The following is a 23,958-nucleotide window of genomic DNA, read 5'->3' on the forward strand; positions in this document are numbered from 1 at the left end:
GGAGGGGATCCGTGGCTTCCTGCTTCGTTGTGCTGTGCCAGAACGGATTCTGGGCTTGTCGGCGCTCCACAGGCCGATACCGCCAGTCCGGCGGCCTTCGCAAATGGGGGCAGGCGAAACTACCGAAGCTGGGCTGGGTGCGCTTTCGCTGGTCGCGTCCGCTCGGTGGTGAGATCCGTTCGGCTACCGTCAGCCGATGGCACCGCCTCGAACTCGCCCTCTCCAGCGCGGCCCGCTATACCGGCACGCGCGTGGTGAAGGTCAATCCCGCGTACACGTCGCAGCGGTGCTCCGCCTGCGGCTTCGTCGCCGAGAACAACCGCGAGCCGAGGGGGAGGAAGCCAACTGCTGGAAGTCGTTGGGCTCGGTCAGCCCAGCCGGGTCAGATCGGGCCGCAGCCGGTGCCAGACCGGGTGCCGGATCCGGCCCGCCGACGTCCATCCGCTGAAGGCGATCTCGGCCACCAGCCGGGGCTCCGCCCAGTGCACCCCCGTCAGCTCGACGGCGTTGACGAACGGCGAGCGGTCCAGCGGGATCACGCCGAAGTAGCGCGCCAGCTCCTGCCGTTCGTGGTCGGAGAGCCCGGAGCCCACCGCGCCCACGAACCGCAGCCCGGCCGGCTCCGCGACCCCCGCCAGCACCGACCCCGGCAGGCCGCCGAGCGCGCCGCGCCCCTCCGTCCAGCCGCCGATGACGATGTCCAGCGTCTGTAGGTACTTGGTCTTCACCCAGTCGTCCGAGCGCACCCCGGGCAGGTAGGGCGAGGACAGCCGCTTGGCCATCACGCCCTCCAGGCCGCCGTGCAGCGCCGCGTCCCAGGCCCGCCGGCCGTGCCCGGCCAGGTAGCCCGGCACCGACCAGTTCGGGCCGTCCAGCCCGAGCCCTGCCAGGACCGCCCGCCGCTCGTGGTAGGGCGCGTCCAGCAGCGGCCCGCCCAGGTACATCACGTCGAAGAGCACCAGCTGGACGGGGAGTTCCATGGCCAGCCGGGCGGTGCGGCGCGGGTTGAGCACGCCCATCCGGCGTTGCAGCAGCCCGAAGTCGGGGCGTCCGGCGGGGTCCAGCACCACCACCTCGCCGTCCAGCACCGCGGGCCGGCCGCGCAGCTGCTCGCCGAGCGGGCTCAGCTCGGGGTAGGTCGCGGTGGCGTCGTTGCCGGCCCGGGTGACCAGCCGGAGGGTGCCGTCGCCCGGCGTGTTCACGATGCACCGGGCCCCGTCCCACTTGGCCTCGAACGCCCAGGCCGCCTGCTCGTGGTCGGGCGGCAGCGGCCCGAGCACGGCGAGCATCGGCCGGATCACGGGATACGGGGGCGGGGCCGCGGCGCCGCCCCCGGGGGTCGGGGCCATACTCCGATGATCGGCGGAGGCGCAGCTCCCCGCAGGGCGGGCCAGGAGGGCGGTGGCCCCGGGCGGCCGCCCCGGTGCCCGGCCCCGATCCGTGGTCAGTGGTCCGTCGCCTCCGGCTGCCCCACCGGCTCCGCGGGCCGCAGCCGTCGCAGCCACGTCCGCACCGCCTCCGGGTACGCCGCGTCCAGCCACCAGGGCGCCCACCACGCCCGCCGGCCCAGCAGCGCCAGCGCCGCGGGCATCAGCAGCGGCCGCACCACCGCCGCGTCGAGCAGCACGCTCGCCGCCAGGCCCAGCCCGAGCATCTTCACCACCACGACGTCGCTGAGCAGGAAGGCGGCGAAGACCCCGGCCGTGATCAGGGCGGCGCAGGTGAGCACCCGGGAGGTGTCCGCCAGGGCGTGCGCCGCGCCCTCGGCCGGGTCGACGTAGCGCGGCCGGTTCGCCCGGACCCGGGAGAGCAGGAAGGAGTCGCAGCCGGTAACCAGTCCGAAGCCGATCGCGCACAGCACCGGCGGAACCCAGCCCTCCACCGGCACCGGTCCCGCGACGCCCAGCGCCGGGCCGCCCCACCCCCACTGGAAGACCGCCACCACCACCCCGTACGACGCCGCGACCGACAGCGTGGTGAGCACCGTGGCCTGTAGCGCGGCCAGCACGCCCCGGCACACCGCCAGCGCGGTCAGGAACGCCAGGCAGACGACCAGGGCGATCACCGACGGCAGCCGGTCGGCGACCCGGTCCAGGAAGTCCACCTGGGTCGCGGTGGCGCCGGTGACGTAGCCGCGGGCCTCGTAGCCGTCCAGGGCGCGGGGGAGCACCGAGTCCGTCAGGTGGTGGACGAGCGTGGCGGTGGCGGCGTCCCGCGGGGCCCGTGCGGGGTAGGCGGTGGCGGTCAGCACCGCGCCGTCCGGGGCGGCCGTGAGCGGGGTGACGGCGGCGGTGCCGGGGATCCGGCCGAGCACCTGCCGGGCCTGCCGGGCCAGCGCCGGGCGGTCCGCCTCCGGTACCGCGCTGCGGTCGACGACCAGCGTCAGCGGCCCGGGGGCGCCGGGGCCGAACGCCGCGGTCATCAGGTCGAAGGCGCGCCGGGCGGTGGACGACGGCGGGTCCGCTCCGGCGTCGAGGTGCGCCGGCCGCGCCGAGAGGGCCGGGCCGGCGAGCACCGTCAGGGCGAGCACTCCGCCCGCCAGGAACGGCCAGGGGCGGCGGGCCACCCGCTGGGCGCGGCGGAGGACGCGGCGCGCCCCGGCGGCCGGTTCCGGGGCCGTCTCGGCGGCCGGCCCGCGCACCCGGAGCCGGTCGAACCGCCGGCCCAGCAGCCCGAGGAGCGCCGGGACGAGGGTGAGCGCCCCGAGCACCGCGGTGGCCGTGGTGAGCGCGGCCGCGGCGGCCAGCCCGGTGAGGAGGCCGACGCGGGCGGCGGACAGGCCCAGCAGCGCGACGAGCACAGCGGCACCCGAGACCAGGACGGCTCGGCCGCCGCCGGCCGCGGCCCGGCCCGCGGCGGTGGCCGGGTCCGCACCGTCCCGCAGCAGCTGCCGGTGACGGGTGATCAGGATCGGTGCGTAGGCGATGCCCAGGCCGAGGCCGAGCAGGGTGGCCAGGGTGGGGGAGACGGGGGCGAAGGGGAAGGCGGCGGCCAGCAGGCCCAGACAGCCGGTCCCGCAGACCACGCCGATCAGCGCGGTCAGCAGCGGCAGGCCGGCGGCCAGTACGCCGCCGAACACGGCCAGCAGTACGGCCGTGGCCACCGCGAACCCGAGCAGCATGCCCGGCCGGTCGTCGGTGCCCGGCCGCGCCAGGTGACCCAGCGCACCGCCGAACTCCACCTGGACGCCCGCCGCGCGCAGCGGCGCCACCGCCCGGTCCGTGCCCGGCAGGACGTCCGGCCCCAGGCGCCCCGGCGGGTCCCGGAACCGCACGGTGAGGTATCCGGTCCGGCCGTCGGCGGAGAGCGGCCCGGTGGGTGCCGTGCCGGGGGCGGGGGACGGGGTCCGGGACCCCGGCGGCGGCAGCGGCCCCTGTGCGGACAGCGCTGCCGGCAGCTTCGCCAGGGCGGCGGTGGCGCGGTCGATCGGGCCGGCGTAGGCGGTCAGCGGCCGGTCGGCGTGCAGCACGACCTGGCCGGCGTAGCCGCCGGCGGCGGGGTGGTGTGCGGTGAGCACCTCCCGGCCCTGGACGGACGGGGCTCCGGGCAGCGAGAAGTCGTCGGCGTAGACCCCGCCCAACGTCCGCTGGAGCACCTGCACGCCGGCCAGTCCCACCAGCCACAGCACCAGGACGAGCACGGCGTGGCGGGCGCACCACTCGCCGAGGCGCCGCAGGGTTCCCTCGGGCCGCCGGCGGACCGGCGCAGATGGCAACGACATGTCTCGCATTCAAGGCGCGTTCCGGCGCGGCGGCATGCGGGGGGAGCGAGACGGGTGGTGCGGCCGCGGGCGTACGGCGCGGGGCCGTACCGGGGGGTGCCCCTATGGGTTTCGTCAACCCGTGGGGGCTGGTTGGGGTTGGTAGAAGGTGCCGTCGCGGAGCATGGCGAAGAGCACGTCGGCTCGTCGTCTGGCGAGGCAGAGGAGGGCTTGGGTGTGGTGTTTTCCCTGGGCGATCTTCTTGTCGTAGTAGGCCCTGGAGACGGGGTCGGCCAGGGCGGCGAACGCGGAGAGGAAGAAGGCGCGTTTGAGCTGTTTGTTTCCTCTGCGCGATGGCTGTTCGCCGCGGATGGAGGACCCGGAACTGCGGGTTGCCGGGGCGAGGCCGGCGTAGGCGGCGAGGTGGGCGGCGCTGGGGAAGCTGCTGGCGTCGCCGATGTCGATGAGGATGCGTGCTCCGGTCCTGACGCCGATCCCCGGCATGGACGTCAGGACCTTGGAAAGAGGGTGAGCCTCCAGCAGTTCCTCGATCCTTGTGGCGAGGAGTTTGCGCTGGTCAAGTACCGACTGGAGCGAGCTGGCGAGGCTGGGGACGATCAATGCGGCCGCGGCCGTGCCTGGCACGACCACTGTCTGCTCGTCCAGGGCGGTGAAGATGTCATCGACGAGCCGTTCCGCCATCCGTGGTGCCTTTGGGCGGATCAGGTTCACCAGCCGACGCCGTCCGGCCTTGCGGACCTGGGCCGGCGAACCGCACTGGTCGAGCAGCTTGAGCACGGCTGGGTGCTGCATTCGCGGTCCCAGTACCCGTTCCAGCGACGGGTGGATCTGTGTCAGCAGTCCCCGCAGTCTGTTGCTGATGCGGGTGGCTTCGCCGGCCAGGTCGTCGTCGAAACCCACGATCATTTCCAGCTCGGCTACTGCCTCGTCGGCAAGCTCGACGGCCCGCAGAGTGTGCGGCATCGACCGGGCCGCGTCCGCGATGATGAAGGCGTCGCGGGCGTCGGTTTTGGCTTCACCGGGGTAGAGGTCGGCGATCCGCCGCATCGTCAGGCCCGGCAGGTAAGCCACGGGGCAGTCCATGTCGCGGGCCACGGCCAGCGGCAGGGCGCCGATGGAGGCGGGCTGGTCGACGACCACGAGCACGGTGCCGTGCTTGGCTTTCAGCTTGGCGAACACGTCGCGGAGCTTGGGTTCGCTGTTGGGCAGCCGCTTGTCGAAGGCCTTCCTTCCGGCCGGAGTGACGGCGGTGGCGTGGTGTTCGCTCTTGCCGACGTCCAGGCCGAGGAAGGCGCCGATCTCACTGACGTCGATCACGTGCGTCCTCTGGTCGTTCCCGCCCGGCCGTCCCACGGCACCGATCGCCACATCCACATTACGAAGAGCCTCCCGACCTGCGGACAAGCCGGTGGTCATGCCCCTAATCAGCGGTCTGTCGATGCCTCCGGAGCCGGTGACACCACCCCCCAGGCCATACGTTCGACAGGGGGAGAAAGTCATGCCAACTCCGAAGGCCGGGCGCCCCATTGCGGGGCCACCAAGAAGGTAATGGGGGGAGCGGGGGAAGCCCCGGCCGGACGGGGGAACCCGGCCGGGGCGGTTCGAGGGGCGCGGCCCGGGGGCGCGCTGCCAATTGAACGGTAAACCATTAACGGGGGCTCCGGGGCGCCGGGTGACCGCTCTCACGTACCGGCCGCACCGGGGCGAACCCTCAGGGGCTGACCGCCAGCACCAGGTACGCCGCGAACAGCGTCAGATGGACGCTGCCCTGCAGCACGGTGGCCCGGCCCGGCACCACCGTCAGGGTGCCGACGGCGACGGTGAGCGCCAGCAGCACCATGTGACTGGCGCCCAGCCCGAGGATGAGCGGGCCCTTGAGCCAGATCGTGGCCAGCGCGACCGCGGGGATGGTCAGGCCGATGCTGGCCATCGCCGAGCCCAGGCCGAGGTTGATGCTGGTCTGCATCCGGTCCCGCCGGGCCGCCCGGACCGCCGCGATGGTCTCCGGGAGCAGCACCAGCAGCGCGATCACCACACCCACCACGGACGACGGCAGGCCGGCCGAGGCCACCCCGGACTCGATGGTGGGCGAGACCGCCTTGGCCAGCCCCACCACCGCGACCAGCGCCACCACCAGCAGCCCCAGGCTGCTCAGCGCGACCCGCAGGGACGGCGGATCGGCGTGGTCCTCGGTGTCGATCACCTCGCCGGCCGTGGTGACCGGCAGGAAGTAGTCCCGGTGCCGGATGGTCTGGGTCGTCACGAACAGCCCGTACAGCGCCAGTGCGGCGATCGCCGCGAAGATCAGCTGCGGGCCGGAGAAGCGCGGCCCGGGTGCGGTGGTGGTGAAGGAGGGCAGCACCAGGCTGAGCCCGGCCAGCGTGGTGACCGAGGCCAGCTCCGCCCCGGTGCCCTCGGCGTTGAAGACCGCCACCCGCCGCTTGAGCGCACCGATCAGGAGGCAGAGCCCGACGATGCCGTTGCAGGTGATCATGACGGCCGCGAAGACGGTGTCCCGAGCCAGCCCGGCGCTCTTCTCCCCGCCGTCCGCCATCAACGTGACGATCAGCGCCACCTCGATGATGGTCACCGCGACCGCCAGCACCAGTGACCCGAACGGCTCGCCCACGCGGTGCGCGATCACCTCCGCGTGGTGCACCGCGGCCAGCACCGCCGCGGCCAGGAACAGCGAGACCACGCCGACCAGTGCGGTCGGCAGCGAGCGCCCCCACACCAGCACCAGCAGCACCACCGCCACGACCGGCAGCGCACCGCTCCAGTGCAGGAAGGGCGTACGCGGGCGGGGGCTCATGCCCCGAGCCTGACAGAGAAGCCGGGCCCCCGCCCGTCGGTGAGGTCGCCTCAGGCGGTCGCCCGGTGCTGGCCCTTGGTCTCCGCCGGTGCCAGTGCCGGCTTGCTGACATCGGCCACCAGCTCCACCACGTCGGGCCCGTACGCCTGCGAGTTGACCACCTTCAGCAGCAGCGCGAACTGCCCGTCCGTGCCGTACCGGCGGGCCAGCTTGGAGCGGTTGCGGACCAGATGGCGGACCGCGGCCCGGTGGGTGACCGGCCGCTGACCGGCCGCCAGGAACACCGGCCGGCCACCCTCCCCGGCCGTCAGCCGGGCCAGCAGCACGTACTCCACCGCCCCCGGCTCCATCCGGTACGCCGTCCCGCCGATGGTGAACGTGCCCCGGCCGGCGCCGGTCGCGTCGCCCGGGTGGACCGCGACGCCCGGCAGCAGGCTCGCCAGATGGGCGGCGAGCCGGCGGTGCGCGGTCGGGTCGCCGACGCAGAACTCGGTGCGCGCCCCGAAGCCCTGGAGCCCGGTGTCGTGCGGGGCGACCTCCGGGTGCGCGCCGCAGTTCTCGATCACCGACGCCAGCCCCAGCAGGGCCAGTGCGTCGTGCCGCGGGATGCTCCACTGCGCCGAGGCGCTGTCCCGGTGGGTGACCAGGACGCACTCGGAACCGTCGGGCAGCCCGAAGAAGCCCTGTTCGCGGGTGCGCTTGCGGCGGGTGACCGCGGAGAGCCCGGCCCAGCCGACGGCCAGCCCCACGAGGAGGGCCACCGCCGCGGTCAGGAGGAGCAGCAGGGTGTCGTCCATGGCGGGCGAGCGTAGCCGCTGTCGGGCGGGTGTTCGATGTCGGGCCGTCGCGCCGCACCCCTTGCCCCGGTCCGTGCGGATAGGGCGGGCACGTACGGCTCGTCCCCGAACCGCCCGGTCCCGCGCACCGCCCTCACCGAGCGGCCGCCGCCCCCGAAATACCCCCTGTCGGCGCGCTGTTGGCCCGGGTAGGCTCCGGCCCCTGCCGCCCCCTTCGCACCACCTCAGGAGGAAGTCCAGGTATGTCCCACGCCCGTCGTCTCACCGTCCTGGGAGTCACGGCCGCACTGGCCGGCTCCCTGATGGCGGTTCCGGCCGCCGCCCGCACCGCGGCGCCCCCGCCCGGCACCACCGCCCCCGCCAAGACCCCGGTCGCCGTCGGCTACGGCGGGGCGGTCGCCAGCGTCGACGCGGACGCCTCCGCCGCCGGCATCGAGGTGCTCCGCAAGGGCGGCAACGCCGTCGACGCCGCGGTCGCCACCGCCGCCGCCCTCGGCGTCACCGAGCCCTACTCCGCCGGCGTCGGCGGCGGCGGCTACTTCGTCTACTACGACGCCAGGTCGAAGACCGTCCGCACCCTCGACGGCCGCGAGACCGCCCCCCGCACCGCCACCAAGGACCTCTTCCTGGAGAACGGCAAGCCGATACCGTTCGCCGACGCGGTCACCAGCGGCCTCAGCATCGGCACCCCCGGCACCCCCGCCACCTGGGCCAGCGCCCTGAAGAAGTGGGGCAGCCGCCCCCTGGCACAGGTCCTCCGGCCCGCCGAGAAGCTCGCCGCCGACGGCTTCACCGTCGATCCGACCTTCCGCCGCCAGACCGCGGACAACGAGGCCCGCTTCCGCGACTTCCCGGCCACCGCCGCCCTCTTCCTGCCCGGCGGCAAGCTCCCGGTCGTCGGCTCGACGCTGAAGAACCCCGATCTGGCCCGCACCTACCGCCAGTTGGGACAGCAGGGCGTCGGCGCGCTCTACCACGGCGCGATCGGCCGGGACATCGTCCGCACCGTCCAGCGCCCGCCGGTCCGCGCCGGCAGCACCCGCAAGGTCCGCCCCGGCCACCTGACCACCGCCGACCTCGGCGCCTACGGCACGATCGGCCACGCGCCGACCCACACCACCTACCGCGGCCTGGACGTCTACGGCATGGCCCCGTCCTCCTCCGGCGGCACCAGCGTCGCCGAGGCGCTCAACATCCTGGAGAAGACCGACCTTTCGCACCTGACCGAGCAGCAGTACCTGCACCGCTACATCGAGGCGAGCCGGATCGCCTTCGCCGACCGCGGCCGCTGGGTCGGCGACCCGGCCCAGGTGAACGTCCCGGTCAAGGGCCTGACCTCCAAGCGGTTCGCCGCCTCCCGCGAGTGCCTGATCAACGACCGCAAGGCCCTCACCAGCCCGCTCGCCCCCGGCGACCCGCGCCACCCGAAGCCCTGCGGCACCACCGGCCGGGCCGCCCCGACCACCTACGAGGGCGAGAACACCACCCACCTCACCGTCGCCGACAAGTGGGGCAACATCGTCTCCTACACCCTCACCATCGAGCAGACCGGCGGCAGCGGCATCACCGTCCCCGGCCGCGGCTTCCTGCTCAACAACGAGCTGACCGACTTCTCCTTCGCGCCCGCCGACCCGGCCGTGCCCGACCCGAACCTCCCCGGCCCCGGCAAGCGGCCCCGCTCGTCCATCTCCCCGACCGTCGTGCTGCACCACGGGCAGCCCGTGCTGGCGCTGGGCTCGCCCGGCGGCGCCACCATCATCACCACCGTGCTGCAGACCCTCCTCAACCACCTCGACCGCGGCATGCCGCTGGTGGACGCCATCGCCGCACCCCGCGCCAGCCAGCGCAACGCCGCCGCCACCGAACTCGAACCGGCCCTGTACGACAGCCCGCTGCGCAAGCAACTGGAGGCGCTCGGCCACACCTTCAAGCTCAACCCGGAGATCGGCGCCGCCACCGGTGTGGAACGGCTTCCGGACGGCCGCTGGCTCGCCGCGGCCGAGAAGGCCCGGCGCGGCGGCGGCTCCGCGATGGTCGTCCGCCCGGCGCCGTAACAACCCAGCGCCGGCGCCCAGTCGGCAACACCGTCGACACCCGGACGGGCCGTGTGTGCCGTCCGTGTGTCGTCGATGTGTCGTGCCGCGCGGCGTCGTTGCCGCCCCCCGCGGTGCCGATTAGCCTCCTGGAACCGTTCGTTCGAGTGAGCGGTCCCAGGGAGGGCACGCACCGTGAGCGTCGACGAGAACCATGAACGCCGGGCCGGGCGGTCCCCGGAACGCCCCCGTCGCCCGGGGCCCGCCGCCCCGTCCGGGCGCCTGGACGGACAGTGGGAGGGGCTCACCGAGCAGGCCCGGGCCCTGGCCGAAGGCCGGGTCACCGCCGTCGCCCTGACGCAGCGCTGCCTGGACCGCATCGCGGCCACCCAGGACACCGTCAACGCCTTCCGCCGGATCCGGTCCGAGGCGGCGCTCACCGAGGCCGCCGAGGCGGACCGCCGGCTCGCCGCCGGCGAGCGGCTGCCGCTGCTCGGCGTGCCGGTCGCGGTCAAGGACGACACCGACGTGGCGGGCGAACCCACCGCGTTCGGCTGCGCCGGGGAGTTCCCGCCCAAGCAGCAGGACGCCGAGGTGGTCCGGCGGCTGCGCGCGGCCGGCGCGGTCATCGTCGGCAAGACCAACGCCTGCGAGCTGGGCCAGTGGCCGTTCACCGAGGGCCCGGCCTTCGGCGAGACCCGCAACCCCTGGAACCTCGCGCACACCCCCGGCGGATCCTCCGGCGGCTCGGCCGCCGCCGTCGCCGCCGGAATGGTCCCCGCCGCGCTCGGCACCGACGGCGCCGGCTCGGTCCGGATCCCCGCCGCCTGGTCCCACCTCGTCGGCATCAAGCCCCAGCGCGGCCGGATCTCGACCTGGCCCGACCCGGAGGCGTTCCAGGGCATCACCGGCATCGGCCCGCTGGCCCGCACCGTCGAGGACGCCGCCCTGCTGCTGGACGTCGCCAGCGGCAACCACGCCGGGGACCTGCACCGGCCACCGGCCGTCGCGGCCCGGGAGGCGGCCGGTCGCGACCCCGGGCGGCTGCGCATCGCGCTCTCCTGGAAGCCCGCCGCCACCTTCACCCGCAAACCGCTGCACCCCGACGTCCGGGACGCGGTGACCGCGGTGGCCCGCACCCTGGCCGGCCTCGGCCACTTCGTCGAGGAGGCCGAACCGGACTACGGGCTGGTCGGGCTGGCCTTCGTCCCGCGCGCCACGGCCGGCGTCGGCGAATGGGCGACCCGGGTCCCCGACCCGCGGCTGCTGGACCGCCGCACCCAGGGGGCGGCCCGGCTGGGCCGGCTCCTCGGCGGCCCGCCGCTGCGCCGCGCCCGGGCCGTGGAACGGCGGCAACAGCGCCGCATCGGCATGCTGTTCGGCCGCTACGACGTCCTGCTGACGCCGACCACCGCGACGCCGCCGCCGCGCGTCGGCACCCTCGCCCGGCTCAGCGGCTGGCAGACCGACAAGGCCATGATCGCGGCCTGCCCGTACGCCTGGCCGTGGAACGTGCTGGGCTGGCCCGGTCTCAGCGTCCCGGCCGGCTTCAGCACGGACGGGCTGCCGCTGGGCGCCCAGCTGCTCGGCCCGGCACACGCCGAACCCCGACTGATCTCGCTGGCCGCCCAGCTCCAGGACGCCCTGCGGTGGCACGAGCGGCGCCCCGACGGACACCCCGCGCCGACCGCCGACGTCAGCCCAGAAGGCCGATGAGCGCCTCCGTGGTGTCGGTCTCGCCCAGCCGCGGGAAGATCCGCTGCACGCTGTTGCGGTGCGCCTCCGGGTCGAGGTCGGTCACCGCGTCGACGGCGACGGTGACGTGGTAGCCGTGCTCGTGCGCGGCCCGGGCGCTGGACTCCACCCCGACGCTGGTGGCGATTCCGCCGAACACGAGCTGGGTGACCCCGCGCCGACGCAGCTCCGCGTCCAGCCCGGTGCCGTGGAAGGCGCCCCACCGCTCCTTGGTGACGAGCAGGTCGCCCGGCTGCCGGTCCAGCTCGGGGACCAGCTCCGCCCAGTCGGCCGGCAGGGTGCCGCCGCCGGCCCGCCCGGCCTCGGTGCGGCCCGGCGCCCCGCCGGTGACGTTCACCAGGACGACCGGCAGCCCGCGGGCGCGGAACGCCGCCGCCAGCCGGGCCCCGCGGGCCACGACCTCGTCGGCGGGGTGGACGGTGGGCAGCGCGGTGATGCCCTTCTGAAGGTCGATCAGCACGAGCGCGGAGGTCGGGTCGAGAACGCTTGCGGGCACGGTAACTCCTGGGTGTGGAGAGGTGGTTGGGAGGGTCGATCGGTGAGGGAAGCGCTCGTCGGGGAACGGCTGTCGAGAGGTGATCAGCCGAGGGCCCGGTGGCCGGTGGTGCGCAGGCTGCGGTCGGCGAGCGTGAGGACGAGCAGCAGCACGCCCAGGACCGCGCCGGTCAGCGCGATGGCGTGCAGCCCCGCGTCCGTGGCGCGGGGCCCGTACACCAGGCCGATCAGACTGGCCGCGGTGATCGCGCCGAGGTACTGGGCGGTGCGCTGGAGCCCGGCGGCCGCGCCCACGCCGTCGGCCGGTGCCTGGGCGTAGACGGCGGCCTGGTTGCCGGTGGAGGCCAGCCCCTGGGGGATGCCGAACAGCGCCGCGGCGACCAGCAGCACCGGCAGCGCACTGCTGCCGCGCAGCAGCAGGAAGACCGCGCTGCCCGCGATCAGACAGACCGCGGCGACCGCCAGCGGCGCGCGGACGCCCTTCGCCCGGGCCCCGGCCAGCGAGCAGACCGCGGCCGCGCCGGACATCGGCAGCATCACCAGCCCGGCGTGGAAGGACGAGAGCCCGTGCGCCTGCTCCAGCCACTGGCTGAAGCCGTACAGGACGCAGTAGATGAGCAGGTAGGCCAGGCCGTGCCGCAGATAGGTCAGCACCAGCGGGCGGTTGCGGGCCAGCATCCGCAGGTCGAGGAAGGGCTGCGGGTGGCGCAGCTGCCACCACACCAGGACGGCGGCCAGCACCGCGGTCGGCGCGAGCAGTGGCCAGCGCGGCGCGTCCAGCCGCAGCAGGAAGAACATCGCGCAGGTCAGCGCGGAGGCGAAGAGCGCGATGCCGAACGGGTCGAGGGAGCCCCGGGCCGGGCCGCCCGCCCCGTCGGGCGCGGCCGCCGCCCGGGTGTCCCGGTCGGCCGGCAGCCACGCCAGGGCGCCGGCCAGCGCCAGCAGCGCGAGCGGGATGTTGACCGCGAAGACCGCGCGCCAGCCCGCCGTCGCGGCGAGCAGCCCGCCGAGGGTCGGGCCGACCGCCGCACTGGCCAGCGCGGCCAGCGAGATCCGGCCGAGGACCTTCCGGGGCGTGGGCCGGCCCACCCGCCGCGACTCGGCCCGCAGCATCGCCATCGCCGCCGGGTAGGCCGCCGCGGTGCCGGCGCCGAGCAGGATCCGGGAGACCACCAGCAGGGCGAAGGCCGGCGCCAGCGCCCCGAGGATGCCCGCCGCGCAGACCGCGACGGTGCCGCCGACGAAGACCCGCCGCGGCCCGATCCGGTCCGCGATCCGGCCCAGTGCCGGCTGTCCCACCGCACTGGCGAGGTACATCGCCGAGACCAGCCAGGCGGTGCCGGCGGCGCCGACCCGGAAGTCCCGGCCGATGGCCACCAGCGCGGTGGCGATCATCGTCGAGTTGATGGGGTTGAGGAGCGACCCCAGCAGCAGCGGGGTCATCAGGCGGGCACCGAAGCTGGGCTCGTCCGCAGGGAGTTGGGGGTGCTCGCCGGCGGTTCCGGCGGCGCGACCGGCGGCCCGGTCCGGGGCGTCGGGGGCGCTCATCGTGGCTTCCTCCGTGGATACCCCCACATGTACGTGGGGGAGGAAACGGAGCCCCTGCGGAGCAGGCCAGGGAAGGACGAATCGCCGCCCGGAGATTCGTCCTTCCCTGCCAACCGCCCGCAGTGGCACACAAGTTGACATGATAGTTTGTGAGGCATGTCGACCTCTCGCGTGAAGCGGGCGTTCAAGTACCGCTTCTACCCGACCGATGCGCAGGCAGCCGAGCTGTCGCGCACGTTCGGGTGTGTGCGGAAGGTCTACAACATGGCGCTCGCGGCTCGTACCGAGGCGTGGGCGCGGCAGGAGCGGGTGAACTACAACCAGACGTCGGCGCTGCTGACGGCATGGAAGAAGACCGAGGAACTCGCCTACCTCAACGAGGTCTCCTCGGTTCCCCTCCAGCAGGCTTTGCGGCACCTCCAAGTGGCGTTCGCCAACTTCTTCGGCAAGCGGGCGAAGTACCCGCGGTTCAAGTCGCGTAAGAAGTCGCGGAAGTCCGCCGAGTACACCACTAGCGCGTTCCGCTACCGGAACGGTCGCCTCACGCTCGCCAAGATGCGCGAGCCTCTGGACATCGTGTGGTCCAGGCCGCTTCCAGAGGGTGCGTCGCCGTCCACGGTGACCGTCTCCCAGGACAGTGCGGGGCGCTGGTCCGTCTCGATGCTGGTCGAGGACCCGAGCGTGAAGCCGCTCCCGGCCGCGGAAACGGCGGTCGGGATCGATGTCGGTCTGGATCACCTGCTGACACTGTCCACCGGGGAGAAGATCGCTAACCCGAGGCACGAACGCCACGACCGGGCCCGGCTCGCTCGGGCTCAGCGGGAGCTTGCCCGCAAGGCCAAGGGCTCGGCGAACCGGGCCAAGGCCCGGCGCAGAGTTGCCCGCATCCATGCCCGGATCACTGACCGCCGGCGTGATCACCTGCACAAACTCACCTCGAAGCTCGTGCGCGAAAACCAAACGCTCGTGATCGAGGATCTGACCGTGCGCAACATGGTCAGGAACCGGAGTCTGGCCCGCTCCATCAGTGATGCGGCGTGGGCCGAGTTCCGGAGTCTTCTGGAGTACAAGGCTTCCTGGTGCGGGCGGGAAGTGATCGCGGTTGACCGCTTCTTTCCCTCCTCCAAGCTGTGCTCTGCCTGCGGCGCCCTTCAAGAGAAGATGCCGCTGCATGTCCGCACCTGGACGTGCAGCTGCGGCACGACCCATGACCGGGACGTGAACGCGGCGAAGAACCTCCTGGCCGTCGGGCTGACGGCGTCTGTCTGTGGAGCTGGTGTAAGACCTCAACGGAGAACTCCGGGCGGGCAGTCGGCGGTGAAGCAGAAAATCCCACGGCGCGAGTCGTAGGAATCCCCCCTCGTTCACGAGGGGGGAGGAAGTCAATCCTCGGTCAGCCGTCGGATCAGCGCGGTCGCCTCGGCCAGCGTCCGCTGTTCGTCGCCGGTAAGCCGGTCGGCGATGGCCACCGCGAGCCAGTCGTTCTTGGCGGCGCGGACGTCCCGGAGGACCCGGCGGCCCTCGTCGGTGAGCGAGAAGACCACCTGGCGGCCGTCGGTGGGGTGTGGGCTGCGGGCGAGTATCCGGTGCTCCTCCAGCGCGCCGACGGTCACCCGCATCGACTGCGGGCGCACCAGTTCGGCGCGGGCCAGGGCCGCGATCGTGGCCGGTCCGTCGGCGTCGATCCGCGCCAGCACCGCGCGCTGGGTGGGGGTCAGTTCGCCCTGCGGCGACGCGGCGCGCAGCCGGCGCATCAGCAGGGACACGGTCGCGCCGAGGTCGGTGGCGAGCCGTTCCTGATTCTTGTCGGGCATGCGTCGAGCCTAGAAGAAAGACAGGGAAACTTGCAAGTAAAACTTGCAAGTTTCCTGTCGGGTGTTGCCCGTGTCACTCACCGTGCAGCCGGACCCCGGCGACGACGGACTTCCCGCCGGGGTGGCGCGGCACGACTGCCCAGGCGGCGGAGACCGCGTCGACGAGAGCCAGCCCCCTGCCGAAGGCAACGCCTATATCGCCGTCAGCGGCCAGGAGGATCGCTACCTCACCGACTCGATAGAGGCGCTGCGTACGTTGATCCGCGACGTGAAGGCGGGCAAGGCGGATCACCTGCTGTAACGCGAACGCGCGGGACCGGCTGGCCAGGGGTGACGTGCGAGCGGCCTGAGGATTCGGAAAAGTCCCCGTAGCACGCACGTCACCCTCCCCGAAACATGCCGGGTGTCCAATGCGGGCAGGCCGGAGAAGTCCGGTCCGGAGGGGGAGGGTACGGCAGTGACGGACACGCAACTCCTTCCGCCCGCGAGGGAGTTAGGCCGGTACCTGACCGGTCTCGGGCGGCTGCTCGACCCGGCGGCCGGGTGGTACGGGGTCTTCGCGCGGCGCGACCCGGAGGGCCTGCGGGCCTGCCTGGAGGGCCGGGAGGTGCCGCCCTGGGACGTGGTGGAGTCGCTGCTGCGCGATCTCGCGGCGCGCCATGGCGAGCGGGCGGTACGCGACGCGGAGCCGCGCGCCAGACTGCTGCACGCCCGTGCGGTCGCCGACCACGACGCCCGGCCCGGCAGCCGCCCCGCCCTCCGGGAGCGGCTGGAGCTGATGCTCCGCGAGCAACAGCGGGCCGCCCGGCGCGCCCGCGAACTGGAGGCCGTCGCCCGGACCGCCGCCGGTCCGCCCGAGGGGGCGCAGCTCTCCCGGGAACTGGCCTGGGCCCGGGACGACCTGGCGCGCGCACAGGCCCGGGTGCGGGAACTGCGGGCCCGCCTGGCGGCGCTGCCGGACCGGCCGGGCCCGGGGGTCGACCCCGCGGCGGGCGTCCCGGGACCACCCGCGGAAATGCGTCCGGGCGCGCCCGGCGAAGCCGTCCCGCACCTATCCGTCGAGGCCGGCCCCGAGCCACCCGCCGAAGCCGTCCCGGGCTTACCCGTCGAGGCCGACCCCGAGGCGCCCGCCGCGGCCGTCCGCCCCCGGGCCGGGGCGCGGACGGCCCGCCCCCGGGGCGCGCGGTTCGCCGGGCTGGAGCTGTCGGACGGGCCGTCGTACGCCGACCCGGTGACCGTCGAGCCCCCCACGGCGCGGCCCGCCGCCGCGCCCCGACCGGCCCCGCGCGGCGCCCGCTTCGCCGGGGCGTACGCCGCACCGGACGCGGAGAGTGGCGCACCCGACGACGCCCCGCCCGCCGACCCCGGACCCGCCCCCGAGGCCCGTCGTGTCGCCACCGCCACCGCGCACCGCCTCGCCCGACTCCGCGCTACCGGCGCGACCGGCCCCGCACACGCCGAACTGTGCGCCGCCGCGACCCGCCCGGCCCCTGAACTCCCCCTCCTCCTCGCCGCGTTGGAGGACGTCGGCCTCGCCTCCGACGTCCCGGTCCTGCTCTGGGAGGCGGCCGGTCTGCCGCCCGCCGGGCTCGCCGCCGCCGCCGACGCGCTGGCCGCCGCGGGCCGCTCCGCCGACGGTACGACGCTGCTCCGGCAGAGCGTGGCCCGCCCCGTGGCCGAGGTCGCGGCGACCGCGCTGGCCCTGCTCGACCTCGGTCGCCCCGGCCAGGCCGGGGAACTGCTGGCCGGGGTGGCCAGGTCCCGCACCCCCGACGAGGCGGCCGCGCTGGCCGCGGCGGACCCCGGCGCCCTCGGGCCGCTGCTGCTGGCCGCGGCCCGCGCCGTCTCCCGGGACCGCCACCGCGACCTCGCACACGCCCTGCGCGCCGCCGGCCTCACCGCCGCGCCCTGACCGGCTCCAGGCTCCACCGCGCCGCGCCGCTCCACGAGATGGTCTTGCCACACCCGATGACGCGGCTTACCGTCGCCTCCACACGCGTAGACATCCACGCGCGGCGGGCCGACGCAGCGACAAAGGAGCAGCCCATGGCCGATGTTGTGCGTGCCGCACTGGTCCAGGCGACCTGGACCGGCGACACCGAATCGATGATCGCGAAGCATGAGGAGCACGCCCGGGCGGCGGCCGCGCAGGGCGCGAAGGTGATCGGCTTCCAGGAGGTCTTCAACGCCCCGTACTTCTGCCAGGTCCAGGAGCCGGAGCACTACCGCTGGGCCGAGCCGGTGCCGGACGGCCCGACCGTCCGCCGGATGCAGGACCTCGCCCGGGAGACCGGGATGGTGATCGTCGTCCCGGTCTTCGAGATCGAGCAGTCCGGCTTCTACTACAACACCGCGGCCGTCATCGACGCCGACGGTACCGTCCTCGGCAAGTACCGCAAGCACCACATCCCGCAGGTCAAGGGCTTCTGGGAGAAGTACTACTTCCGCCCGGGCAACGTCGGTTGGCCGGTCTTCGACACCGCCGTGGGCCGGATCGGCGTCTACATCTGCTACGACCGCCACTTCCCCGAGGGCTGGCGCCAACTGGGCCTCAACGGCGCCCAGCTCGTCTACAACCCCTCCGCCACCTCGCGCGGCCTCTCCGGCTACCTGTGGAAGCTGGAGCAGCCCGCCGCGGCCGTCGCCAACGAGTACTTCGTCGCCGCCATCAACCGCGTCGGCGTGGAGGAGTACGGCGACAACGAGTTCTACGGCTCCAGCTACTTCGTCGACCCGCGCGGGCAGTTCGTCGGCGAGCCGGCCAGCGACACCAAGGAGGAACTGGTCGTCCGCGACCTGGACTTCGGCCTGATCGACGAGGTCCGCCGGCAGTGGGCGTTCTACCGCGACCGCCGCCCCGACGCGTACGAGGGGCTGGTCCAGCCGTGACGCCCGACCCCGGCAGCCTGCACGCCCGCCACCGGGCCGTGATGCCGTCCTGGTTGAGCCTCTACTACGAGCACCCGCTGGAGCTCACCCACGGCGAGGGCCGGCACGTCTGGGACGCCGAGGGCAACCGCTACCTCGACTTCTTCGGCGGCATCCTCACCACCATGACCGCGCACGCCCTGCCCGAGGTGACGAAGGCGGTGAGCGAGCAGGCCGGCCGGATCCTGCACACCTCCACGCTCTACCTCTCCCGTCCCATGGTCGAGTTGGCGGAGCGGATCGCCGCGCTCTCCGGCATCCCCGACGCCCGGGTCTTCTTCACCACCTCCGGCACCGAGGCCAACGACGCCGCGCTGTTGCTGGCCACCACCCACCGCCGGTCCAACCAGGTCCTGGCGATGCGCAACAGCTACCACGGCCGTTCCTTCTCCACCATCGGCATCACCGGCAACCAGAGCTGGTCGCCCACCAGCCTCTCGCCGATCCAGACCCTCTACGTCCACGGCGGGGTGCGCTCCCGCGGCCCGTACGCGCACCTGGACGACGCGGAGTACATCGCCGCCTGCGTAGCGGACCTGGAGGACATGCTCCAGCAGACCGCGGGCGGGGTCGCCGCGCTGATCGCCGAACCGGTGCAGGGCGTCGGCGGGTTCACCGCCCCGCCGGACGGGCTGTACGCGGCGTTCCGCGAGGTGTTGGCCCGCGAGGGCATCCTGTGGATCAGCGACGAGGTGCAGACCGGCTGGGGGCGCACCGGGGACCACTTCTGGGGCTGGCAGGCACACGCCGGGAACGGCCCGCCCGACGTGCTCACCTTCGCCAAGGGCATCGGCAACGGCATGTCCCTCGGCGGGGTGGTGGCCCGCGCCGAGATCATGGACTGCCTGCCGGCCAACTCCATCTCGACCTTCGGCGGCAGCCCGATCACCATGGCCGCGGGCCTGGCCAACCTCGGCTACCTCCTCGAACACGACCTCCAGGGCAACGCCCGGCGGGTCGGCGGCCTGCTCATCGAGCGGCTGCGGGCCGTGGCGGCGGGCCTGGACGTGGTGCGGGAGGTCCGCGGCCGGGGCCTGATGATCGGGGTCGAGCTGGTCCGGCCGGGCACCGACGAGCGCTCGCCGCAGGCCGCCGCGCTGGTGCTGGAGGCGGCCCGGGAGCGCGGCCTGCTGATCGGCAAGGGTGGCGCGGGCGGCGCCGCGCTCCGCATCGCCCCGCCGATGACGCTCACCGTCGCCGAGGCCGAGCAGGGCGCGGAACTGCTCGCCGACGCCCTGCGGTGGACGCAGCATCAGCTCGCGGACGCGCCGTAGGGCGTCCCCGCGCCGGGCTCCCGTCCGCCGGGCCGCACCGGATTCCCGTCCGGTGCGACCCGGCCTTTCGGGCCCCGCCTCGAACCGCGGGACGGTGGATCGGCCGGTCGATCAGTCGGCCGGCGCGACGTCCCGGTAACTCCGGCCCACCGCAGGGCTGTTCAGCCAGGCGGTGGCCGGTCCCTCGATGCCGTCGGAGCGGTAGACGCCCCACTTGTCGGTGACCCAGTCGCCGCGCAGGGTCGCCGCGCGGTACTGCTCGGTGCCGCCGGGCAGCTGCTGGGGCGTGCCGTCGTGCCACAGCCGCACCCAGCCGCGGGCCGGGTCCTTCGAGACCTTGATGCCGATGACGAAGTCGTGCCAGGTGTGGAGGGTGAGCGGGGTGTGCCAGAGCTGTGTGGTCCGCAGTTCCGGGTCGCAGTACTCCAGGTCGACGGTGCCGTCACCGCGGGCGCGCAGCGACAGCGGCGGGGTGGCGGCGCCCGAGCCGTAGTCCTTGAGCTGCCACAGGACCACCCAGTCGCCCTTCTTCGTCGGCAGCGGGCCCCACATCGAGCGCCAGCCGACGTAGTAGACGTCGCCGTCCCGGGAGAAGCGCAGCGGGCCGGCGCCGGTGCGGTGGCCGCGGGTCTCCACCCGCACCCGGGTGGGGCCGTCGATCTTCTTGCCGGAGGTGTGCAGCTCGAAGGAGTTCCCGTGCCGGCCGGCCGGGTCGTCGACCGCTCGCACCGTGCCCGGCTTGGTCTCCGTGCCCTCGAAGTCGGCCGAGCCGCGGGCCGGGTCGGCGCGCCACAGCGTCGCCGCGTGCCGGCCGGTGGCCGGGGGCGCGTCACCGGTGCGGGCCGCGGCCGGGGCCTGGTGTGCGACCGTCGAGCAGGCGCAGGTCAGCGCGAGGCCGGCCGCGAGGACAACGCCCTTGCGCAGGTGGGGGGTTAGGGGTCGCTTCATGGCGGACTCCCGACGTGGGGGATGGGACGGGAGTGAAAGTTAGGTTTGTTTCCAGATGCCGTCAAGGGGGTGCGCGGACGCCCCACCGCCACCGCACCGAGGGCTCCTGGGGGCTATCTCCGGGCGGCGGCCGCGCGCACCGCGTCGGCCACCTCGGTGAAGAAGCGGGTGTGCGCGCGCCGGCTGACCGGCGCCTCGGGATTCCAGGGCAGCAGCCGCACGCGGGCTTCGAGCGCCCGCCAGTTCTCGTCCGTCCGCAGCGCCTCGACCCGGGTGGCGTTGGCCCGTACGTCGATCAGGACCACGTCCGGGGCGAGCGCGGCGGCCTCCGCCCAGCCGACCGTCGACCAGTTGCTGCCGGCGCCGGCCATCGGCTCGGGCAGCTCGACGCCGTGCTCGGCCAGCGCCCGCAGATCCGGCCAGGTGCCCGGCCGGGCCAGGTGCACCTTGTCCGGCCCGGCGGGGGACAGTGCCACCACCCGCGGGCGCACCGGGCCGCCGGTCGCCTGCCGCAGCGCGTCCTCGGCGGCGTCCAACTCCCTCGCCATGACGAGCGGTTCGCCGTGCCCCAGGGAGCCGGCCAGCGCCGCGAAGCGCTCCCGGACCTCGGCCAGGCTGCGGCCCGGTCCCACCGCGACGGTGGCCACCGGGACCTTTTCCTCCACCTCCTGTGCGGTCTTCGCCTCCAGTCCGTAGACCTGCTCGCCGTCGTAGGTCACCGCCACCACGAGGTCCGGGCGGACCTCCAGCAGCGTGTCCGGGCGCAGCGCGGCGCCCGAGCCGAGGTAGCGGGTCTCGGCCAGCGGCAGGTCGCCGGCCTTGGCCGGGTCGGCCGCCACCCCGTCGTGCTGGGAGCCGAACAGGCCCACCGGACGGATGCCGTGGTCCCACAGCGTGGCTCCCGCCTGTATGTACGCCGCGATCCGTTCCGGCCGTGCTCCGGCCACCACCAGGCGCCCGCGGTCGTCGGAGAACTCCCACGGTGTGCTCTGCTCCATGACGCATCGCCTTTCTGACATCATCTGTGCGCTTTTCGACGCCCTTAGTGCCGATTGTGAAGGTGTGGTTCCTCAATGACTTTCGAAGTTGTGGGTTCCGGAGTCTGTTACCTGCCCATCCGGCCGCCCCCGCACCCCTCCCGGGCCCGGCCCCCGACCCCTCGCGCGCCCCCGTTCAACCACCCGGCTGACCGCCGTCCCGACATCCGCCCGACGGCTGATCCTTCGTCACGGTATTGCCACCTTGGGTGACATGCTTCTACGGTGTCTGCTTCCCGTCCGGAATCTACGGGTGTAGACCAGCTTTGACGTGCCGTCAGGTAGGGAGCCGAGATGAGCCGTACGGTCGTCCGGGGCGGACTGGTGATCACCGCCGCCGAGGAAATGCACGCCGACGTCCTGATCGAGGGCGGCCGCATCGTGGCCGTCGCCTCCTCCGGCACACAGGAGTGGACCGCCGACCGCGTCATCGACGCCTCGGGCAAGTACGTCATCCCGGGCGGCGTCGACGTCCACACCCACATCGAGATGCCGTTCGGCGGGACGATCTCCTCCGACACCTTCGAGTCCGCGACCCGCGCGGCGGCCTGGGGCGGCACCACCAGCATCATCGACTTCGCGATCCAGTCCGTCGGTCAGTCGCTGCGCGAGGGGCTGGACCTGTGGCACGCCAAGGCCGACGCCCAGTGCGCCATCGACTACGGCTTCCACATGATCCTCTCCGACGTCAACGCCTCGACGCTGCGTGAGATGGACGGGCTGGTGAGCGAGGGCGTGACCTCGTTCAAGCTCTTCACCGCGTACCCGGGCGTCTTCTACAGCGACGACGGGCAGATCCTGCGGGCGATGCAACGGGCCGCGGACAACGGCGGGTTGATCATGATGCACGCCGAGAACGGCATCGCCATCGACGTACTGGTGCGGCAGGCCCTGGAACGCGGCGAGACCGGCCCCCGCCACCACGGCGAGGTGCGCAGGGCCCTGCTGGAGGCCGAGGCGACGCACCGCACGATCCAGCTCGCCCGGGTGGCCGGCGCCCCGCTCTACGTCGTCCACGTGGCGGCACAGGAGGCCGTCGCGGAGCTGACGGCCGCCCGCGACCTGGGGCTGCCCGTCTTCGGGGAGACCTGCCCGCAGTACCTCTACCTCTCCACGGACAACCTCGCCGAGCCCGACTTCGAGGGCGCCAAGTACGTGTGCAGCACCCCACTGCGGCCCCGCGACCATCAGGCGGCGCTCTGGCGCGCGCTGCGCACCGACGACCTCCAGGTGGTCTCCACCGACCACTGCCCGTTCTGCTTCGCCGGCCAGAAGGAGCTGGGCCGCGACGACTTCTCCAAGATCCCCAACGGACTGCCCGGCGTGGAGAACCGCATGGACCTGCTCCACCAGGCGGTCGTCGACGGGCACCTCACCCGCCGCCGCTGGATCGAGATCGCCTGCGCCACCCCGGCCCGGATGTTCGGCCTGTACGGCAAGAAGGGCACCATCGCCCCCGGCGCCGACGCGGACGTGGTCGTCTACGACCCCACCGCCGAGCAGGTCATCTCGGCGGCCACACACCACATGAACGTCGACTACTCCGCCTACGAGGGCAAGCGCGTCACCGGCCGGGTGGAGACCGTCCTGTCGCGCGGCGAACTCGTCATCGACCGGCGGAAGTTCACCGGGCGCGCCGGCCATGGCCAGTACATGCCGCGCGCCACCTGTCAGTACCTGCACTAGGAGGCCCCAGCGTGGATTTCGGAATCGTCCTGCAGACGGACCCGCCCGCATCGACGGTCGTCGAGCTGATGCGGCGCGCGGAGAGCAAGGGCTTTCGCTACGGCTGGACCTTCGACTCGTCGGTGCTCTGGCAGGAGCCCTTCGTCATCTACAGCCAGATCCTGGAACACACCACCGACCTCGTCGTGGGACCGATGGTCACCAACCCGGGCACCCGCACCTGGGAGGTGACCGCCTCGACCTTCGCGACGCTCAACGACATGTTCGGCAACCGCACGGTGTGCGGCATCGGCCGCGGCGACTCGGCGATGCGGGTCGCCGGCCGGAAGCCGAACACGCTGGCCACGCTCGGGGAGGCGAGCCGCGTCATCCGCGAGCTGGCCGAGGGCCGGGAGGCCGAGGTGGAGGGCCGCACCCTGCGGATCCCCTGGGTGCGGGACGGCCACCTGCCGGTGTGGATGGCGGCCTACGGCCCGAAGGCGCTGGCTCTGGCCGGCCGGGAGGCGGACGGCTTCATCCTCCAGCTCGCCGACCCGTATCTGACGGAGTGGATGGTCAAGGCGGTCCGGGACGCCGCGACCGCCGCCGGCCGCGACCCGTCGTCGGTGAAGGTCTGCGTGGCCGCACCCGCCTACCTCACCGACGACACCTCACCCGCCGCGCTGGCCCACGCCCGTGAGCAGTGCCGCTGGTTCGGCGGCATGGTCGGCAACCACGTCGCGGACCTCGTCGCCCGGTACGGCGAGCACTCCGCCGCCGTCCCCGAGGCCCTCACCGACTACATCAAGGGACGCGACGGCTACGACTACGCTCACCACGGCCGCGCCGGGAACCCCGACACCGCCTTCGTCCCCGACGAGATCGTCGACCGGTTCTGCGTCATCGGCACCGCGGAGCAGCACATCGACAAGCTGCGCCGGCTCAAGGCCCTGGGCGTCGACCAGTTCGCGCTCTACGCCATGCACGACGCCCGCGAGCAGGTCATCGACGGCTACGGGGCAAGCGTCGTCCCCGCCCTGCGGGACTGAAGCGGGCCCGGTGGGCGGCGGCCCGGTTGCCGCCGCCCGCCGCACACGGCAGGACCGGGGTGCCGACCACGGCGACATGGCG

19 protein-coding genes and 2 pseudogenes are annotated in these 23,958 nt (G+C 73.8%); 11 read left to right on the top strand and 10 right to left on the bottom strand.

Annotated elements, in window-relative coordinates:
- Positions 1 to 98: 98 nt before the first annotated feature.
- Positions 99 to 197 (top strand): annotated as a pseudogene (locus K2224_RS41810) (RNA-guided endonuclease TnpB family protein); the annotation flags it as partial.
- Positions 174 to 320: pseudogene (locus K2224_RS36545) on the top strand (zinc ribbon domain-containing protein); the annotation flags it as partial. The pseudogenes K2224_RS41810 and K2224_RS36545, both read left to right, overlap by 24 nt.
- A gap of 48 nt (positions 321 to 368) precedes the next feature.
- On the opposite strand, the gene ligD reads toward K2224_RS36545, so the two are convergent.
- From ligD to K2224_RS36570, 5 genes are all read right to left on the bottom strand, one after another.
- Positions 369 to 1,349 carry a non-homologous end-joining DNA ligase gene (gene ligD, locus K2224_RS36550; protein ID WP_221911402.1) on the bottom strand — a complete coding sequence of 327 codons (981 nt, stop codon included), beginning with the start codon at positions 1,347 to 1,349 and terminating at the stop codon, positions 369 to 371.
- Positions 1,350 to 1,444: 95 nt separating this feature from the next.
- A complete protein-coding gene (locus tag K2224_RS36555) occupies positions 1,445 to 3,721 on the bottom strand; it encodes an MMPL family transporter (RefSeq protein WP_260693695.1) in 2,277 nt (758 codons plus the stop codon).
- Positions 3,722 to 3,835: 114 nt separating this feature from the next.
- On the bottom strand, positions 3,836 to 5,038 hold the full coding sequence (locus K2224_RS36560) for an IS110 family transposase (protein WP_221909414.1): 1,203 nt from the start codon (positions 5,036 to 5,038) through the stop codon (positions 3,836 to 3,838).
- 394 nt (positions 5,039 to 5,432) lie between these two features.
- Positions 5,433 to 6,533 carry a calcium:proton antiporter gene (locus K2224_RS36565; protein ID WP_221911403.1) on the bottom strand — a complete coding sequence of 367 codons (1,101 nt, stop codon included), beginning with the start codon at positions 6,531 to 6,533 and terminating at the stop codon, positions 5,433 to 5,435.
- Positions 6,534 to 6,583: 50 nt separating this feature from the next.
- Positions 6,584 to 7,330 (bottom strand): hypothetical protein, encoded by a 747-nt coding sequence (locus K2224_RS36570; RefSeq protein ID WP_221911404.1) that lies wholly within the window; start codon positions 7,328 to 7,330, stop codon positions 6,584 to 6,586.
- Between the two features lie 242 nt (positions 7,331 to 7,572).
- Between K2224_RS36570 and ggt the strand changes: the two genes are divergently transcribed.
- Both ggt and K2224_RS36580 read left to right on the top strand, forming a co-directional pair.
- Positions 7,573 to 9,384, top strand: coding sequence for a gamma-glutamyltransferase (gene ggt / locus K2224_RS36575; protein ID WP_221911405.1), 1,812 nt, complete (start codon positions 7,573 to 7,575; stop codon positions 9,382 to 9,384).
- Positions 9,385 to 9,558: 174 nt separating this feature from the next.
- A complete protein-coding gene (locus tag K2224_RS36580) occupies positions 9,559 to 11,079 on the top strand; it encodes an amidase (protein ID WP_221911406.1) in 1,521 nt (506 codons plus the stop codon).
- On the opposite strand, the gene K2224_RS36585 is transcribed toward K2224_RS36580, so the two are convergent.
- The gene (locus tag K2224_RS36585) at positions 11,060 to 11,614 is read right to left on the bottom strand and encodes an isochorismatase family protein (RefSeq protein ID WP_221911407.1); all 555 of its coding nucleotides are present in this window, start codon (positions 11,612 to 11,614) and stop codon (positions 11,060 to 11,062) included. The genes K2224_RS36580 and K2224_RS36585 overlap by 20 nt on opposite strands.
- A gap of 83 nt (positions 11,615 to 11,697) precedes the next feature.
- Complete coding sequence (locus K2224_RS36590; protein WP_221911408.1) at positions 11,698 to 13,161, bottom strand: MFS transporter; 1,464 nt, start codon at positions 13,159 to 13,161, stop codon at positions 11,698 to 11,700.
- Positions 13,162 to 13,317: 156 nt separating this feature from the next.
- Here K2224_RS36590 and K2224_RS36595 point away from each other — a divergent pair, with 156 nt between their 5' ends.
- Positions 13,318 to 14,511, top strand: coding sequence for an RNA-guided endonuclease TnpB family protein (locus K2224_RS36595; RefSeq protein ID WP_221911409.1), 1,194 nt, complete (start codon positions 13,318 to 13,320; stop codon positions 14,509 to 14,511).
- Positions 14,512 to 14,543: 32 nt separating this feature from the next.
- On the opposite strand, the gene K2224_RS36600 is transcribed toward K2224_RS36595, so the two are convergent.
- Positions 14,544 to 14,975, bottom strand: a complete 432-nt coding sequence (locus K2224_RS36600) for a MarR family winged helix-turn-helix transcriptional regulator (protein WP_221911410.1) — start codon at positions 14,973 to 14,975, stop codon at positions 14,544 to 14,546.
- Positions 14,976 to 15,096: 121 nt separating this feature from the next.
- On the opposite strand from K2224_RS36600, the gene K2224_RS36605 reads away from it, so the two are divergent.
- The 4 genes from K2224_RS36605 to K2224_RS36620 all read left to right on the top strand — a co-directional run bounded on the left by K2224_RS36605 (position 15,097) and on the right by K2224_RS36620 (position 19,177).
- Positions 15,097 to 15,276, top strand: a complete 180-nt coding sequence (locus K2224_RS36605) for a hypothetical protein (protein ID WP_260693924.1) — start codon at positions 15,097 to 15,099, stop codon at positions 15,274 to 15,276.
- 156 nt (positions 15,277 to 15,432) lie between these two features.
- Positions 15,433 to 16,887 carry a hypothetical protein gene (locus tag K2224_RS36610; RefSeq protein ID WP_260693696.1) on the top strand — a complete coding sequence of 485 codons (1,455 nt, stop codon included), beginning with the start codon at positions 15,433 to 15,435 and terminating at the stop codon, positions 16,885 to 16,887.
- A 134-nt stretch (positions 16,888 to 17,021) separates the two neighbouring features.
- The gene (locus K2224_RS36615) at positions 17,022 to 17,864 is read left to right on the top strand and encodes a nitrilase-related carbon-nitrogen hydrolase (protein ID WP_221911411.1); all 843 of its coding nucleotides are present in this window, start codon (positions 17,022 to 17,024) and stop codon (positions 17,862 to 17,864) included.
- Positions 17,861 to 19,177 carry an aspartate aminotransferase family protein gene (locus K2224_RS36620; RefSeq protein WP_221911412.1) on the top strand — a complete coding sequence of 439 codons (1,317 nt, stop codon included), beginning with the start codon at positions 17,861 to 17,863 and terminating at the stop codon, positions 19,175 to 19,177. Before K2224_RS36615 ends, K2224_RS36620 begins: the two co-directional genes overlap by 4 nt.
- A 111-nt stretch (positions 19,178 to 19,288) precedes the next feature.
- Here K2224_RS36620 and K2224_RS36625 read toward each other — a convergent pair whose 3' ends face one another.
- The gene (locus K2224_RS36625) at positions 19,289 to 20,125 is read right to left on the bottom strand and encodes a heparin lyase I family protein (RefSeq protein ID WP_221911413.1); all 837 of its coding nucleotides are present in this window, start codon (positions 20,123 to 20,125) and stop codon (positions 19,289 to 19,291) included.
- 113 nt (positions 20,126 to 20,238) lie between these two features.
- Complete coding sequence (locus tag K2224_RS36630) at positions 20,239 to 21,123, bottom strand: ABC transporter substrate-binding protein (protein WP_221911414.1); 885 nt, start codon at positions 21,121 to 21,123, stop codon at positions 20,239 to 20,241.
- A gap of 333 nt (positions 21,124 to 21,456) precedes the next feature.
- Between K2224_RS36630 and hydA the strand changes: the two genes are divergently transcribed.
- Entirely contained in the window at positions 21,457 to 22,848 is a 1,392-nt protein-coding gene (hydA, locus tag K2224_RS36635) for a dihydropyrimidinase (protein WP_221911415.1), read from the top strand.
- Between the two features lie 11 nt (positions 22,849 to 22,859).
- Positions 22,860 to 23,876: a TIGR03842 family LLM class F420-dependent oxidoreductase gene (locus tag K2224_RS36640; RefSeq protein WP_221911416.1), complete on the top strand. Its 1,017-nt coding sequence runs from the start codon at positions 22,860 to 22,862 to the stop codon at positions 23,874 to 23,876.
- Positions 23,877 to 23,958 lie beyond the last annotated feature (82 nt).

It is taken from the genome of Streptomyces sp. BHT-5-2 (genome assembly GCF_019774615.1).
In the GTDB taxonomy this organism is placed as follows: domain Bacteria; phylum Actinomycetota; class Actinomycetes; order Streptomycetales; family Streptomycetaceae; genus Streptomyces.